The organism is Aeromonas sp. (genome assembly GCF_051657805.1).
In the GTDB taxonomy this organism is placed as follows: domain Bacteria; phylum Pseudomonadota; class Gammaproteobacteria; order Enterobacterales; family Aeromonadaceae; genus Aeromonas.
In genome coordinates, this window is sequence record NZ_JBOFLJ010000024.1 from 252,279 (window position 1) to 269,026 (window position 16,748).

The following is a 16,748-nucleotide window of genomic DNA, read 5'->3' on the forward strand; positions in this document are numbered from 1 at the left end:
TTACGCTCCTTTGTCGTCTGCCAGGCCAAACATCCATTCACGCCGATGAAAATGAGCTCTTGAATCACTCACCAGCACAGCGTCCATCTTGAATTTTTTAATGGCCATCGATAGCGAGTAGTGGGAAACCAATTTGATAAACTGAGGGTGCCGATAATAATCAGAACCTATAATCCAGCGATGTGCTGACCAGGATTCCCACTCATCCTCCGATGCAGAGGGATAAAACTCTTTTGCCAATGTAATTCCGCTGATAAAGCGCAGCTCCAGCCACTCAATACTCAGCTCAAAGGGATAATACTCGCTGGCCCTGATGAACAGGGTTTTGGTTAGATATTGATAGCGAGCTTGATTGGTCAATACTCGATAATTCTCTGCGCTCAGTCTGTTTTCATATTTTTGTGAAGGCTGGTTAGTGGACAGCCCTCGCTCCCCGAGACATTCAAATTGCGACCTTGAATAGCCGGCGCCCACCACTTCGGGTACATATATCGCTAGAAATTGAGCCTCAAACTGTTGCTTCGTTGGCAAGTCAACCATTGCGAGCCATGTCCTTAGCAAGGTGGGTTCGTGAAAGGGGAAAAATGTGTGACGCTCATCCGGGTAAATACAGGTGAGGCGAGCCATGCACACTCGCTGAACTTCATTTATCTCAGCAGTTGCTGTCAGTAGCACGACACCCACGTCAGGGTAGCATTCATGTGACAAGATCCATAACAGCAGGCTTTCCGTTGCCGCGCCTTCTTCGATGGAAAGCAGCAGAAGTTCAGAGGCGGGGTAACCTTGAACATGATTTTTATTAGGCAATAAGCGCCAATATTCTTGGCATCTATTACATAAAGATTTCCAATAATCAATACCACCTTCAAATTTGGTGATGTCAACAACAACATATAATTTCGATGTTTCATTTCTAACGATATCGAATATAGGAAACAGCATCAGAATTGCCTATCTAGTTGTGGCTTTAATGGAGCAAGCTGCTCTTATATACACATGCCTATAGGACAGGAGGGGTTTAAGTAACTGCAGAACATGGCTAAAATTATCAGCCGCACAACGTAATTCAGTCGTTAAACGGTGGGCCGGAATTTCCCTGCCCACTATTACACATCACTATACCTTTTCTCCGCGAGCCCAACGCTCACGTACTTCCGCAGGAGTCAACGGTGGGAATTTAACTCCCTTATCAATCAAAAACTGTTTTACCTTAATAGCCCATGGATATTGAGGTGATGATTTATCCATTAAAGATAGGCTGTCTTCCACTGAGTAGGCTAAATCTGAACCACCGCTGTCTCTCATTTTATAGTCGGCACCATGCTGCAACAGCCAATAAACAACCTCATATTGGTTAATATATGCACCATACAATGCGCTATTGCTACCAGGTCCATCTGTCAGATTAAGATCTGCACCACGCTCTACTAATAATTTAATATCAGCCCAGCGAGCTTCACCAATTGCATTGAATATAGCTGGCTCACCATTTCTATCCAGAGAATTTGGATTCCCTCCTGCATCCAAAACAACCTTGAGCAGTTCTGGATATTTAGAACCAGCAACGGAGCAAACTGCGTTATCACCAAACCCATCTTTATAATTGGGATCTGCCCCCACTTTCAGGGCAAGTTCGACCGCTTTGTAATCTTTAGTCTCAAGAATTAGCCATAGTAACGGAGTAATACCTTCTTCATCTTGTATATTAAGGTCAACCCCTTGCTCAACCTGACGACGAGCTACAGCCTCATCACCACGCTGGATTGCATCCAAAACATTCACTACAGGGGCTGGAAAAAACTCACTGGCTTGCATACTTTTCCCTCCCACTTGGCACGCAGATAACGAGCTCAGCACAGTGACCCAGAGAAGCATTAGGCAGGACCTCGAGCACATTTAGAGCTGCTCACCCTTGGCCCATCGTTCACGTACTTCAGCAGGCGTCAAAGGAGGAAATTTAACACCGTTATCTATCAAAAACTGCTTTACTTTTATAGCCCAAGGATACTGAGGAGAAGACTTATCCATAAGTGAGAGGCTATCGTCGACGATGTAGGCCAGATCCGCTCCTACTGAACTTCGTTGTCTAAAATCGGCACCATGCTGCAGCAACCAGTAGACAACTTCATATTGATTGATAAATGCCCCATATAAAGCACTATTACGACCAGGGCCATCGACTAAATTGAGGTCTGCACCATGCTCTACCAATAACTTGATATCGGCCCATCGAGCCTCTCCTATTGCATTAAATATCGCAGGGACACCATTCTCCCCTAACGAATTGGGATCTCCTCCCGCATCTAATACCACATCCAGCAGTTCGGGAAACTTGGAACCAGCAACAGAGCTGACAATATTTTCACCAAACCCATTCTTATAGTTTGGGTCGGCACCAACCTTGAGAGCAAGCTTGACCGCTTTATGATCTTTAGTTTCATAAACTAACCAAAGCAGTGGAGTTATCCCTTCCTCTCCCTGGATATTTAGATTAACACCTTGCTCTATCTGGCGACGCGCAGCTGCCTCATCACCGCGTTGGATAGCATCCAACACGCTAACTACTGGGGCTGGAAAAAACTCACTGGCCTGCATACTTTTTCCTCCCACCTGACATGCTGATAACAGACCCAACACCCCTACACAAAACATCTTCAAACGAGAAACCCATATCATTTTACTCCTCCAAGCTTGCTGGTTATGGTGCCAATATCCTCGCTCTTTTGCGCTTCAATACCAGCAATAACTTGATCCATACCGTGGCGAGCGATGGGATTCCCCCCTTGAGAGGGCAAGGGTAACATCTTACCGGCAGCAGAAGGCAGCGCTCCCCCTGCCAATAGCATACCTCCCAAGGCCCCACCAATAGCCGCACCGCCCGAGCCCCCCACCGCACTACCAATTCCAGCAAACAAAGTGGGTACCGCCATTTTTCCCACTCCTTGCACCATAGTGAGTACCTCCCCATCGACTGCCTGAGTCGTGATCAGCTCACCTATTTTGTCCAGTGGTAAGCCACCTTTGCGGCTGACCGTGTTGGCATGTAACCCAGCAGCATTGAAGGTATAACCGGGCAGACCGGTAGCACCAACCCCTGCTGAGGCTTCTCCTCCCCCCAAGGAATGCCCCACCGCAACCAATGGGGATGAAGGAGAAGCAACCGCCATTTTTACCTGTCGAGCTAAGTCCATTGCCTGATTGTATTGCTTGGTTTCCGAACCAATTCCCTGAGCGGCATTGGTCATCCAATCCAATCGGCCGGTGACCGCATTGTTAGTCCCACGATAGGTGAGCATGGTCTCGTTGTTAATGGAAGATTTGAACAAGGCCGCACCAAATCCTGTCGTTTTATTCGTAAATTCCGTTTTTTCTAGGCCGGGTATTTTCTTGGTATCAAGTAACTCAAGTCCGACAGGGGCTGTGGGTAAAGCCGTCCGAGCTCCTCGATTAAATTCATCGACGGCATAGACATGCTTCGCGGCCTCTGCCCGTAATATGTTGTCATTGTTAAAACCAAGACGCTTGCCTGCATCAGCCAGCCCAGGCACCTTGGCGGCACGCTCGGATAATTGCTTACGCGCCTGGTAGCGCAGCTTACGCTGAGCTTCCGTTAAGGCTTTTTCCACCTCTGGCAAGGCCACAGGGGCAGCCCACTCGAGCAGTGTTTGCCATGGCACCAGCATGGGAGAAAGCGCCAGCAGTGGCAGTCGCTTTTTGGCGGCTTGTTCGGCGCAGCTTTTGGCCGGCGATTGATAGGGGCTATCCCCAATAATCACATTGCCACTGCCTGCGGCGACAGAGCCCCCACAGCCAATGGCATCTCCTACCCTGGCCGCCGCTTTGCCGTTGATAAACACATTGCTAGAGCCACCAGAAATAGCGCGGCTATGAATGCCGTGGGGCATGTTGGGACACGGGCAAGCATGGAGTAACACGGAATCACCTTTGCGTGCAGCAGGCTTGCCATTAATGATGACATCGCCACTACCAGCAATGATCGGTGTGGCAGGAAAACAGCCGTGACCGGCGCAGCTATCGCCCAATCGAGCAGCACTTGGCATATCGACTCCTTAGCGGCGATCCGGCGCATCCGGCAAGGTGGGCTTATTGGGTGCTTCCGGCTCTATTGCAACCGGCGCAGTGCCGGCGCCGGGAGAGCCACCGTCATTGATCTTGACCACATTGCCCGAGATAGTTACCCCGGCTGCGTCAAGTTTGATGAAACCACCGGGTCCTTTGATGGTCAGAGCCTGCCCTGCTTCCAGCACAATGTCGGTAGCCTTGAGGTAGCTATCTGTTCCCACCACTACACGCTGATGTGCGCCAACTATCATCTCTTCCCCACCGGAGATCGATGTCTGGCGGCTACCATCTAAATGGGTTATCTCTCCCCCACCAATGAAGCGCTTAAATGAAGCCATCACTTTTTGTACAAAATGGCGGCCGATAAGCTGATGATGATCCTGCCCAATTTGTTCAAAATCATCTTGGGCTACCGTGCGATGACTATGGCGGTCCACCCGCTGGAACTGATCTTGATTGACTGTCAGATGTTGATCCAGTCCCACACTTTGGCGATGAATATGGTTGATGACGACGTCCATATCCTTTTGGGCATGGATGTAGATCTGCTCTCTAGATGCTTCATCTTCAAAGCGCAGTTCATTAAATCCTTTGCCTTTATGTGTATCAGTTCGCAACAGCGTACGTGTCTTATGCTCGGGTAACACATAGGGGGTTTGATTAGTGGCATGATAGGTACGACCAGTCACGATAGGCTGATCCGGATCCCCCTCCAGGAATGAGACGATGACCTCATGACCGATACGGGGCACTGCCATCATGCCATATTGGCCACCGGCCCAACCTTGGCTGACTCGCACCCAACAGGAGCTCTGATCATTGCTGGCGCCATATCTGTCCCATGGGAACTGCAGCTTGATCCGGCCATATTTATCGCAATAGATCTCTTCACCTGCAGGGCCCACGACCATGGCAACTTGGGGACCGTCTACCATGGGCTTATGAGGTAATTGTGGTCGCCAGGTTTGTAGTGCTTTGACTACCGTGAACTCATTAGTGATAGTTGTTGCCCCATCTCCGCCTTCCTCTTCCAAGGCTTGAGGTTGTTTACCGGTATGGAGAATGCTGACAACTTGCCAGTTGGTATTCAGGACAGCATTAGGATGCTCACTGAGTGCAAAAGTCTGACCTGGTAACAGCACCGCACAGTTCGACTGACCTCGGCTCGCCATGGCATCGCTGCGCAACGCATCGAGCCGATATTGGGTGAAGGATTTGCCACTGGGGTCTTGCTTGAAACGCCCTGGATAGTCAAAGTGCTGATAAGTGTCACGCTGGTGCTCAAGTTCACTCCCTAGCTTTTTATGAGATAAGGCATACGCCGGGGTTTTAAAGCTGTAGTCCTTGAGTTCAACCTCAGCTTGGCGCACCGTTTCTCGATAGTGAAACTTGCGAACATAGGGCCCTTGCTCTAGCGAGCGGTTGCCCAAATTGAAGAAGAGCGCGGGGCCATCGGTGAGTGCGGCTGTATTGTCTGCAAGCACAAGACGATGCTTGCCTTGCTCAAATTCATGGAAATAGAACATCCCCTCTTCTGCTGCGAGGCGATTGATGAATTCAAGGTCGGACTCCCGGTACTGTACGCAGTACTCCCGCTGAGCATGGGCGTTTTTGAGTGCAAAGGCGTAATCAGTAATGCCATGCTCCTGCAGCAAGGCCCCCATGATTTCTTCCGGCTTTTGTGCCTGAAAGATTCGGGCATTGTGACGCAGACCTAATCGCCACAGAGCTGGTTTGACTTCCATGCTGTAGCGAGTACGCCGAAAACCACTGTCACCTTGCTCGAACTGGCTCACAACACCGTTCACACGCCGCTGCAGCTCGCCCTCATACCACACCAACAGTTCGCACGGCTGATCCAGTACAGCGCCAAAATCGATATCAGGCTGGCTACTTGCCAGTTCCAACGCAAGTGTGAACGGATCGCTTAACGCCTCATTCAATGTAAAGCCGGCCACTACAAAAGTGGGATCTGGCAGCGTCCCCACCTTAACGGTGAACTGCAGTCCGGTCTGATTAGCCATGATATCTCCCTGTCACTTCTCCAAACACCACCTGAAACCTGCTAAAACAACACGCTACCGCCCTCTCCGGTCCATTTTCGACAACTAGAGATAAGTAACAAGACGGGTAATACGTTGATTGTCTCTGCATAACAGGACACCTCTTATTGCTTTGCAATCACTCCGCGTAAGCAGGGAGATGGCAAAACATAAAAACCACGAAAAAATTAACTAACTGAAAAATAAGGAAATAGGCCGGTTGTATAACCGGCCTGATTAGAAGAAATAACGGGCATAAAAGGCGAGTCTTATGCCTCGATCGGGGCGCGCCAGTCATCGGCACCTGAAGTCCCGGCGACGGTGTGCTCCCAGTCGATCTTGCGGTAAGCCAGAGAGACCTGGATCAGCTGGGTGAAGTCAGACTTCGCCGGATCCTGGCAATGGGGCATCTGGCAGTCGATGTCGACGATGGTGGCATCGGTCAGTAGGGTACTGAAGAAATGCTCTTGTTTGCCCTCAACAGAGGTGCGGTACCACTTCAGGGTCACTTTCGGCAGCATTTCGCCGGAGGCCAGGGAGTTGTACATCAGCGGCACTGCCTTGTTCAGGGCCACGGTGAATTTGAACGGCTTATGGACGCGCTGACCAGCCGGCTGACCGGATTGCGGGTCAGTTGGTACGGTCACAACGTGCTGAAACTCTTGTACCAGCATCTCGTCTTCATGGCCCTGCACGAAGATGTTGCCGACGGAGTCAGAAGTGAAAGCACCGGCGGTGATGTTGCCCTGGGTTTTACCTTCGATGCTGATATAACATGGGGTTGGCATAGGTATGCTCCTGATTGGTCAAACGGTAATGACACTCAACCGGAACCATTAGCAGTGACTATGCCACTCACTTAATTACTTAATAATCAATATTTTATGTTCACATATTTGAACTGTGTGATAGTGCTTGCGCAATAATTTGCTCAAACAGATGTCATGGACTGGCAAGACTTGAAATAATAGTTATTAATTCTTATTTCCATGCTAAGAATTGCTTCAGCAGAAATTAATGACTACCGATATCGTTATTATTCACACAGGCTTACTGTATAGATATTTAGCCCTAGCCATAGGAACGACTTGGCTTCGCCAAGAACCTATCGCCACTGTTAGAGTGGTTGTGTAACCACCGGTAACCACCATTTCTTAGGGACATGGTTACAGTAGAAGCCAATGATGGCGTGAGTTAGAAGGCAATGTAACCTCGTAACCAGTGCAACCAGCGCCTACTTGATATATAGAGCAAACTGCTGGCTGGAATCACGCTGTACTGTCACCTATCTATGTCGACTGAAGCGACAAGTGGAAGTCTCAAAAACAACCTTACTACCCCAGAGTCTCTGCCAACAGGAACTAAAGGGCCACCGAGTGTGACCCTTGCCTTCTCTGCCTCAGGCGCGGGCGTGAAAGAAGAAACAAAAATGGTGGCTACAAAAGGGGGCTGTAGCCACCTGTAGCCACCACCTTTTTGAGTAGTGGCTACACGACAAACCCAGCAATGGCGCGGCCTAGAGGGGAGTTGTAGCCGCGTAGCCACTGTAGCCACCGTTTTTTTCATACATAGAGTGCAGACAGCCGATCGAGATCACACTTTTACTGCAACAGGGGGTTGCCTTGAGATTGACCAACGAACAACGAGAGCGGGTGCTCGAACTGCGCCGCCAGCACTCAATGAGGGAGGTGGCTGACATAGCCGGCCTGCCATTGGGTACCGTGAAGTCCATCATCAGCCGGTCGGGGCTGTTTGCCGATAATTCAAAGCACCGGGCCATGTTCACCTTGCCTCCACGGCAAAGCAGCAGGGAGACCTTGCCGACAGTTCCAGAGTTGCCACCCCAGCTGGTGGTGACAGGAGACAAGGAAATCGATGCCCTACTCTGGCTACGCCAGATGATGGAGACTGGTGATCCGGACCGGATTGAACAAGCCAAGGAAGCTGCATGCCGGATAACCACCCCACTCGAGGAGCTTGAGACGCGCTACGGTAAGTGGCTGGCGGCCAGTGCCGGGCATATCATGGCAGGCCTTGGCAGCATCGGCTTTGCCAACCTAGATGGCCTGGCAGAGCGTGCCATCGAACGACGAGCCAAGGAAGCCGAGGCGGTCGGGCGCTTCGGGGATGAACTGTGGGATGACACACCGGCGGAGGTATTTTGCCTGGAGAGCCTGCGAACGGTTGAGCGAGTGGAATGGGACTACCCGCCGGAACAGGTGGCCGATCGGTTCAAGGCTCTACCCGAACTGATGCCGCACACTTTGAGTGACTGCCTTCACGAGTTGGCCTACTGGAATGACCTTCACTACCTGCGAAAGGCCTGTGATACCAGTGGCGATTACGAGCACCGCATGGAGTCGTCTGCCCGAGACTGGTTCATCTTCGGCTTGTTGGCAGAGCTACGGCCGCGGACCCGGGAAGAAGCCAAGGACACCCTCCGCTACCTGATGGTCAGCGATCGCCAAGATATGCCAGAAGCGGAGCAAATCCTGGAAAACCTCGTCAGCTAGTGTGGGCCAGTGATGCCTGAGTGCCATGTCGTCCCAAGGCGTTTCTATTCGTATCCTTAATGAGTCCAAGATCAACCCAATCTGGCTGATTCTATGAGATGATTTCGACTAATTCTGTCCCGTATACGGAAATCACTCATGGCCGAGATCAACAAGGCAACCCTCACCGAAGCCGATATCATCTCCAAATACCTGTTGCCTGCTATCAAGGCCGCCGGGTGGGATGACCTGACCCAGATCCGCCAGGAGGTGAAACTGCGGGACGGTAAAGTGGTGGTACGTGGCCAGATGGCGGCCCGCAAGAAGGTGAAATCGGCCGATATCGTGCTCTATCACAAGATGGGCTTGCCATTGGCGGTGATCGAGGCCAAAGCCAACAAGCATGAGGTCGGTAAGGGCATGCAACAGGGGCTCGACTACGCCCGCATGCTGGATGTGCCCTTTGTCTTTGCCAGCAACGGTGACGGTTTTATTTTCCATGACAAAACTAATGGTCAGCAGCTGGAGACCGAGGTCTCGCTAGTTGATTTCCCCACCCCCGATCAGTTGTGGGATAAGTTCTGTAGCTGGAAAGGCTACACATCAGCTCAACTACCCATGATCAGCCAGGACTATTATTCGGATGGTAGCGACAAGAGCCCTCGTTACTATCAACTGCAGGCTATAAACAAAACCATAGAGGCTATCTCTGCCGGCGAGGATAGAGTGCTGTTGGTGATGGCTACCGGTACCGGCAAGACCTATACCGCTTTTCAAATCATCTGGCGCTTGTGGAAGGCCAAAGCCAAGAAGCGCATCCTATTCCTTGCCGACCGTAATATTCTGGTGGATCAGACTAAGCAGAACGATTTTCAGCCCTTCGGTTCAGCGATGACCAAGGTGACGGGTCGCACCGTCGATCCAGCTTTTGAAATTCATCTTGCCCTCTACCAAGCGCTGACTGGACCAGAAGAGACTCAGAAAGCTTTCAAACAAGTCTCTCCAGATTTCTTCGACCTGATCATCATCGACGAGTGTCACCGCGGCAGTGCTGCCGAGGATAGTGCCTGGCGCGAGATCCTCGAATACTTCTCATCGGCCACACAGATTGGCCTGACAGCCACGCCCAAAGAAACCGAGACCGTCTCCAGCACCGATTACTTCGGTGACCCCGTCTATACCTATTCTCTGAAAGAAGGAATAGAGGATGGTTTTCTTGCCCCTTACAAAGTGGTGCGGGTCGATATCAACGTGGACCTGCAGGGGTGGCGGCCCACGAAGGGACAGTTGGATAAACAGGGCAACGAGATAGTAGATCGCATCTACAACCAGAAGGACTTTGACCGCACCCTGGTGATCGATGAGCGAACTCAGCTGGTGGCCGAGACTATAACGAACTACCTCAAGAAAACAGATCCAATGGCAAAGACCATCGTCTTCTGTAACGACATCGATCATGCCGACAGGATGCGACGGGCGTTGGTCAACCTCAATCCAGAGCAGATGGCCAAGGACGAGCGCTACGTGATGAAAATCACCGGTGATGATGACCTTGGCAAGGCCCAGCTCGATAACTTCATCAACCCCAAGAGAGCATATCCTGTCATCGCCACGACTTCTGAACTGATGAGCACAGGGGTGGATGCCAAAACGTGCAAGCTGGTAGTGCTGGATCAGAACATTCAGTCCATGACTAAGTTCAAGCAGATCATCGGCCGTGGCACTCGTATCGACGACAAGTACGGCAAGCTCTGGTTCACCATTCTCGACTTCAAGAAGGCCACGGAGCTGTTTGCCGATCCTCGTTTTGATGGTGACCCTGTACGAGTCATCGTTACCAAGCCGGAAGCCATTAATGACCCAGATGATGGTCTTAGCGACATCATCGATGGTGCAGACCCCTTACCAGCAGATGAGGGAGGTGATGGAAGTGAGCCGGGAGCTGTTGGCAATACTGGGGAAGGAGAAGGAACCTATACCACAGGTAGCACGGGTGGTGGCCAGGGGGGGGCCTTTGACCCAACAGGTGATCCTCAGTCGGAAGTCCGCAAGTATTATGTCAACGGGGTTTCCGTCAGTATCATTGCCGAGCGGGTGCAGTATTACGATGCTGATGGCAAGCTGGTGACCGAGTCGTTCAAGGATTACACCCGTAAGACCCTGCTCAAGGAGTGCGCCACCCTTGATGACTTCACTAGACGTTGGCAAGCTGCTGAGCGCAAGCAGGCCATCATGGATGAGCTGGCCCAGGTAGGGGTGCTGTGGGATGTCCTAAGTGCCGAAGTGGGCCAAGAGCTCGACCCGTTCGACCTTATCTGCCATGTGGTATACGATCAGCCGCCGCTGACCCGCCGCGAGCGGGCCGACAACGTCAAAAAGCGTAACTACTTCACCAAGTACAACGAGACCGCTCAGCAAGTGCTGACAAATCTGCTCGACAAATATGCTGACCAAGGCGTTGCCGAAATAGAAACCAAGGACGCGCTCAAAGTCGCCCCCTTTACCGAGCTGGGGCGTCCGCTGGAGTTGGCCAAAAAAGGCTTTGGTGGCCCCCAACAGTTTGAGCAGGCCATCACCGAGCTGGAGCAAGAGATCTACAGCGAGCAACAGCGCGCCTGACGGTTTCCCGGCAATAGAACAGTAACCCGAGTGGCCATACAGACTATGGCCACTTGTTTTTATCGATGTTTCTGACGTCTTCGCAAGAAAGAGAAAACCATGTCATCCATCAGCTCAGTCATCAAATCTATCCAGGACATCATGCGCAAGGACGCCGGTATCGACGGCGACGCCCAGCGCCTAGGCCAGCTCTCCTGGCTGCTGTTTCTTAAAATCTTCGATGCCCAGGAAGAGGAGTTGGAATTTGAACATGGCAGTGAATATCGCCACCCCATCCCCGAGCGCTTCTTGTGGCGTAACTGGGCTGCAGATGGTGAAGGGATCACTGGCGATGAACTGCTCGACTTCATCAACAACGATCTGTTTGATAGCCTGAAAAACCTGCCTGTCAGCATCAAACTTAATCCCCGTGGCTTTGTGGTGAAAGAGGCGTTTTCTGACGCTTTCAACTACATGAAGAACGGCACTCTGCTGCGCCAGGTGATCAACAAGCTCAACGAAATCGACTTTACCGACAGCAGTGAGCGCCACCTGTTTGGTGATATCTACGAGCAGATCCTGCGTGACCTTCAGAGCGCTGGTAACGCCGGTGAGTTTTACACCCCACGCGCAGTGACCCGCTTTATGGTCAACCGCATCGACCCCAAACTGGGGGAGAGGATCATGGACCCGGCTTGCGGTACCGGCGGTTTCCTGGCTTGTGCGTTTGACCATGTGAAAGAGCGTTACGTCCAGTCAGTCAGCGACCATCAAACTCTGCAGCAGCAGATCATGGGGGTGGAGAAGAAGCAACTGCCACACCTGCTTTGTACCACCAATATGCTTCTTCATGGCATTGAAGTACCAGTTCAGGTCCGCCACTGCAACACCCTCAACCAACCGCTCTCCAGTTGGGACAGCGACATCGATGTCATCCTGAGTAACCCACCATTCGGTGGCACTGAAGAGGACGGTATCGAGCAGAACTTCCCTGCAGATATGCGCACCCGTGAGACTGCCGATCTCTTCTTACAACTCATCATCGAGGTGCTGAAAAAGGGCGGCCGCGCTGCCGTGGTGCTGCCAGATGGCACTCTGTTTGGCGAAGGGGTCAAGACCAAGATCAAGCAACTGCTCACCAGCGAATGCAACCTGCACACCATAGTGCGGCTGCCCAACGGCGTCTTTGCCCCCTATACCGGCATCAAGACCAATATCCTGTTCTTCACCAAGGGCCTGCCAACCAAAGATATCTGGTTCTATGAGCATCCCTACCCGGCCGGGGCCAAAAGCTACAGCAAGACCAAGCCGATGAAGTTTGAGGAATTCGAGACCGAGATCGCTTGGTGGGGTGACGAGGCAGATGGGTTTGCCGCCCGGGTTGAGACCGAGCAGGCCTGGAAGGTTAGTATCGACACCATCATCGAGCGCAACTTCAACCTCGATATCAAAAACCCCCATGTCGGTGAGCAGGTCAGCCACGATCCGGATGAGTTGTTGGCCAGCTATGCCAGCCAACAGGCTGATATCCAGACCCTGCGCGACCAGCTAAAAGCCATCCTGAGCGAAGCGCTGGGCAAGGACGCGGCCAAACATGGGGAGCAGGCGTAATGGCGATCGAGAACTTGATTACCGACCACCTGGACCTATGGACCTCCGCCGTACGCCCCAAGAGCAGTGCCGGCCGTGGCAGTAACAGCAAGCTAGAGCTCACCGGCATCAAAAAGCTGCGTGAGCTGATCCTGGAGCTGGCCGTACGCGGCAAACTGGTACCGCAAGATCCCAGCGATGAGCCCGCCTCTGTCTTGCTTGGGCGGATTGCTGCCGAAAAGACGCGGTTAGTGAAAGAGGGAAAAATAAAAAAAACCAAAGCCTTGCCAAAAATTAGCGAGGAAGAGAAGCCATTCGAACTACCGGAAGGGTGGGAGTGTATTCGTCTGGGAGACTTAACCAGTAAAATGGGGTCGGGTAGCACACCTAGAGGTGGACAAAGTGCCTATGTCTCGGAAGGTGTTCCTTTCCTGCGCTCTCAGAACGTGTGGAATGAGGGGCTGAGATTGGATGATGTTGTGTATATCGATGAAAACACACATCTAAAGATGGAAGGAACTAAAGTCATTCCTGGTGATGTGCTTTTAAATATTACAGGCGCATCATTAGGGCGAACATTGATATTTCCTGATTCGATTAAAGAGGCTAACGTAAGTCAGCATGTCACAATTATCCGTTTGTTAATTGATGAGTTGGCTCCATTTGTTCATTTAGGAATAAAGTCTCCCCTCGTTCAAGACTTGATATGGGGTCGACAAGTTGGAATGGCCATCGAAGGTCTCAGCAAGAGAACATTAGAGCAGTTTGAGTTTCCGATTCCTCCACTCGCAGAACAGCACCGCATCGTTGCCAAAGTGGATGAGCTTATGGCCCTCTGCGACCAGTTGGAGCAGCAGAGCGAGGCGCAGCTGGCGGCCCATCAGACGCTGGTGGAAACCCTGCTCACCACGCTGACAGACAGTGCCGATGCCGACGAGCTGGCGAAAAACTGGGCGCGGCTAAGCACTCACTTCGATACCCTCTTTACCACCGATGCCAGCATCGACGCTCTCAAGCAGATCATTCTGCAATTAGCGGTGATGGGCAAGCTCGTGCCTCAAGACCCCAACGATGATCCCGCCTCAGTACTGCTGGAACGTATCGCCGCAGAAAAGGAACGTTTGGTTAAAGAGAAGAAAATTAAAAAAGAGAAACCGCTGCCTGCGATTAGCGAAGAGGAAATGCTGTTTGAGTTGCCAGAGGGGTGGATGTGGTGCAAATTTGGATTTTTAGCAGATTTCATCAATGGGGATAGAAGTAAGAACTATCCTAATAAGGATGAATATGTTAGCGCAGGGATTGCTTGGATTAATACTGGCCACATTAATCCAGATGGCACATTATCTACACAAGACATGAATTTTATTTCTCAAGAGAAGTTCAATTCATTAAAAAGTGGGAAGATTAAACCTGATGATTTAGTTTATTGTTTGCGTGGGGCAACATTTGGCAAGACCGCATTCGTCAAACCATTTGAGGAGGGCGCAATTGCATCTTCATTAATGATTATTAGGCCACATATTAAGGGTTTAGGTGAATTCATTTATAAATATTTAATAAGCCCGGTGGGACGCTCACAGATTTATCGTTTTGATAATGGCTCAGCACAACCTAATTTATCTGCAAATAGCGTTACTCTATATACTTTTCCATGTCCACCATTAGAAGAACAATATCGAATTGTTGCGAGAGTTGATGAACTAATGATCCTCTGCGACCAACTAAAATCCCGCCTGCAAACCAGCCAGCAGACCCAGCTTGCCCTGGCTGAGTCGCTGGTGGAGGGCGTTCTTAGCTGATGATGAATCCCCCGCCACGTTGGGGATGGCCTGCTGATTGAGTCGCCATAGGGGGTTGCAGGCATGCCCAGCATGGGCATCTAGTAGCCCCCTCTTTTACATGCTTTGCAGGATAAAGGCCTCATGTTTTCATCCGAAGTCGTCTATGTTCCCTCCCGCCACCTGGTGGGCTCTGTTCATGCGGCGCCATTCCCTGGCCATTAGCTGTGCTCACCAGCGTCGTCGTTTCCCTGATACGGCTATGCTCGAACGCTCCGATAACGGTAACTCCGCACCTAACTCGACTAGGCTCCGTTACACCCGGTACCGGTACTGACCGCAAACTCCGCGCCTAAGCCGGCAGAAAGCCAAGGGGGTGATGGAGCGCTCCTGCCACGGCAGGTGAAACAACACCCCACAGCTACCAGATGAACTATTCCTCCTGGGCCGGCTACTTGCCTCTTTCACCACCTGCGCAATCCCCTCTGAACTGCGCACTACTAACTTCGCAAATTGCGCACTTCTCTGCGTACTGGAACTGCGCAAAAACGAAATGCAACGGACAGACCAATATTGGATGCTCGAGGCGTGGCAAGGCCTGGGGAGGAAGTGGGAGGCTTAGAGATTGCGCAATTGCGCAGTTCTGCGCAAAACGAATTACATCGGCGCAAAGAAAAACACGGTGAGAATGAATCGTGGGATCCGGGTCATAGGGATTTGAACCCGCATCCCGAGAATTGCGTCGCGAGCGCTCTAAGTAGCCGGAAATCTGGCTGGCTTTTCCGCGGGGTAGACCGGTACGCCTCAATGGCAAAAATGTGGGGTGGCTTATTCGCCAGTAACACCAACGGCAACACCACAGCTCTAGATCACATCATTAAATCATTTAAAATCAATACCATGAGCCATTGATTCAGACTCCCCCAGCGCAGGAAGTGGCCTTTTTTATGCTCGATTGCCGGTGTTCACGCCATCTCTCGCCTAGTCACTCCTCGGCGGTCAGCACCAACCGCCGCCAGGGGCCTGTGATGTCGCAGTGGCCGGTTTCGTCCGTGTTCTGCCAACCGAGGCGATGATAAAAGGCCAGCGCCGTGGTGTTGCGGGTGGCCACCTTGAGGGACGCCGGTTTCCTGAATCCGGCCAACCCTTCGGCCAGCAGGGCCCGACCGACCCCCTGCCCATGCCAGTCCGCCGACACATAGAGATGATGCACGAAGCTCTCCTGCCCCCAGATGGAGACAAAGCCGCAGGGGGATCCCCCCTTCTCCGCCACCCAGATCCGCTCCCCCCGGGTCTGTTCGGCGAAATCCTCCAGCCGGAACAGGGAGGGTTCGACCCACTCGAAGGCTTGCCGCCTGCCCTTGAGGAACAACTGTGCCAGCACGGGCGCATCCGCCGCTCGCATCGCTCTGATCATGAAGATGTCCTTTTTCCTGGTCGTCCTCGCCCACTTTGCGGTGGATCCCGCCGCGCTGTCAAATGCGCAGCACAGACCCTCTTGAATACATAATGCGTGACCCAGGGCTGCCTATTTTATCGCCCGAGGGACTATACTGCCTGGGTCCCATCCATGACTGGTTCGAGGTTCACTGATTTATGGATAACAAGCAGATAGAAGGCAGCATTCTGGTTCCGGCCCACATCGACGATGTCTGGCGCGCCTGGACCACGGAGAGCGGATTGCGCAGTTTTCTGGCACCAGAGTGCCTGATGGTGGCCGAGCCAAACGGCCCGTTCGAGATCTATTTCCGGCCGGATGCCCCCCTGGGTGAGCGAGGCAGCGAGGGGTGCCGGGTGATGGCGGTGATGCCTCACGACCTGCTCAGCTTCAGCTGGAATTTCCCCACCCAGTTTCCCCATATCCGCCAGCAGAAGACCCTCATCAGCCTGCGCTTCGTGCCGGAGGGCCAGGGCACCCGCCTCCACTTCCTGCAGACCGGCTGGGCCAACGATCCCGACTGGGACCTCGGCTATGCCTACTTCCGGGAAGAGTGGCTGGAGATCAGCCTCCCCAGACTGCAATACAGGTTCACCCACGGCCCCATCGACTGGAGCAATCCCCCCACCCGGCAGCAGCTCAAGGCCCTGGCACAGTGATGGGCAACCTCGGCCTTTCCAAGCCGAAATGGCGGGGCCATGGCGCGGGCTGTCGCCTCTCGCCCGGC

12 protein-coding genes are annotated in these 16,748 nt (G+C 52.2%); 5 read left to right on the forward strand and 7 right to left on the reverse strand.

Annotation, left to right across the window (positions count from 1 at the left end; genetic code table 11):
• The 6 genes from ACRCYW_RS10245 to hcp1 form a co-directional block, all read right to left on the reverse strand.
• Nucleotides 1-942, reverse strand: a complete 942-nt coding sequence (locus ACRCYW_RS10245; protein ID WP_438550006.1) for a hypothetical protein — start codon at nucleotides 940-942, stop codon at nucleotides 1-3.
• A gap of 174 nt (nucleotides 943-1,116) precedes the next feature.
• On the reverse strand, nucleotides 1,117-1,815 hold the full coding sequence (locus tag ACRCYW_RS10250) for an ankyrin repeat domain-containing protein (protein ID WP_438550007.1): 699 nt from the start codon (nucleotides 1,813-1,815) through the stop codon (nucleotides 1,117-1,119).
• 81 nt (nucleotides 1,816-1,896) lie between these two features.
• On the reverse strand, nucleotides 1,897-2,595 hold the full coding sequence (locus ACRCYW_RS10255) for an ankyrin repeat domain-containing protein (protein WP_438550008.1): 699 nt from the start codon (nucleotides 2,593-2,595) through the stop codon (nucleotides 1,897-1,899).
• Nucleotides 2,596-2,672: 77 nt separating this feature from the next.
• Nucleotides 2,673-4,061 (reverse strand): PAAR domain-containing protein, encoded by a 1,389-nt coding sequence (locus ACRCYW_RS10260; protein WP_438550009.1) that lies wholly within the window; start codon nucleotides 4,059-4,061, stop codon nucleotides 2,673-2,675.
• Between the two features lie 9 nt (nucleotides 4,062-4,070).
• Nucleotides 4,071-6,107, reverse strand: coding sequence for a type VI secretion system Vgr family protein (locus ACRCYW_RS10265; protein ID WP_438550010.1), 2,037 nt, complete (start codon nucleotides 6,105-6,107; stop codon nucleotides 4,071-4,073).
• A gap of 287 nt (nucleotides 6,108-6,394) precedes the next feature.
• On the reverse strand, nucleotides 6,395-6,913 hold the full coding sequence (gene hcp1 / locus ACRCYW_RS10270) for a type VI secretion system effector Hcp1 (protein ID WP_438550011.1): 519 nt from the start codon (nucleotides 6,911-6,913) through the stop codon (nucleotides 6,395-6,397).
• An 840-nt stretch (nucleotides 6,914-7,753) separates the two neighbouring features.
• Between hcp1 and ACRCYW_RS10275 the strand changes: the two genes are divergently transcribed.
• The 4 genes from ACRCYW_RS10275 to ACRCYW_RS10290 all read left to right on the forward strand — a co-directional run bounded on the left by ACRCYW_RS10275 (nucleotide 7,754) and on the right by ACRCYW_RS10290 (nucleotide 14,604).
• Complete coding sequence (locus ACRCYW_RS10275; RefSeq protein ID WP_438550012.1) at nucleotides 7,754-8,638, forward strand: hypothetical protein; 885 nt, start codon at nucleotides 7,754-7,756, stop codon at nucleotides 8,636-8,638.
• A gap of 138 nt (nucleotides 8,639-8,776) precedes the next feature.
• Entirely contained in the window at nucleotides 8,777-11,236 is a 2,460-nt protein-coding gene (gene hsdR / locus ACRCYW_RS10280; RefSeq protein WP_438550013.1) for an EcoAI/FtnUII family type I restriction enzme subunit R, read from the forward strand.
• Between the two features lie 99 nt (nucleotides 11,237-11,335).
• Nucleotides 11,336-12,826 carry an N-6 DNA methylase gene (locus tag ACRCYW_RS10285; RefSeq protein WP_438550014.1) on the forward strand — a complete coding sequence of 497 codons (1,491 nt, stop codon included), beginning with the start codon at nucleotides 11,336-11,338 and terminating at the stop codon, nucleotides 12,824-12,826.
• A complete protein-coding gene (locus ACRCYW_RS10290) occupies nucleotides 12,826-14,604 on the forward strand; it encodes a restriction endonuclease subunit S (protein ID WP_438550015.1) in 1,779 nt (592 codons plus the stop codon). The genes ACRCYW_RS10285 and ACRCYW_RS10290 overlap by 1 nt, the downstream gene beginning before the upstream one ends.
• Before the next feature lie 964 nt (nucleotides 14,605-15,568).
• On the opposite strand, the gene ACRCYW_RS10295 is transcribed toward ACRCYW_RS10290, so the two are convergent.
• Complete coding sequence (locus tag ACRCYW_RS10295) at nucleotides 15,569-16,000, reverse strand: GNAT family N-acetyltransferase (protein ID WP_438550016.1); 432 nt, start codon at nucleotides 15,998-16,000, stop codon at nucleotides 15,569-15,571.
• Nucleotides 16,001-16,179: 179 nt separating this feature from the next.
• On the opposite strand from ACRCYW_RS10295, the gene ACRCYW_RS10300 reads away from it, so the two are divergent.
• A complete protein-coding gene (locus ACRCYW_RS10300; RefSeq protein ID WP_438550017.1) occupies nucleotides 16,180-16,680 on the forward strand; it encodes an SRPBCC family protein in 501 nt (166 codons plus the stop codon).
• Nucleotides 16,681-16,748 lie beyond the last annotated feature (68 nt).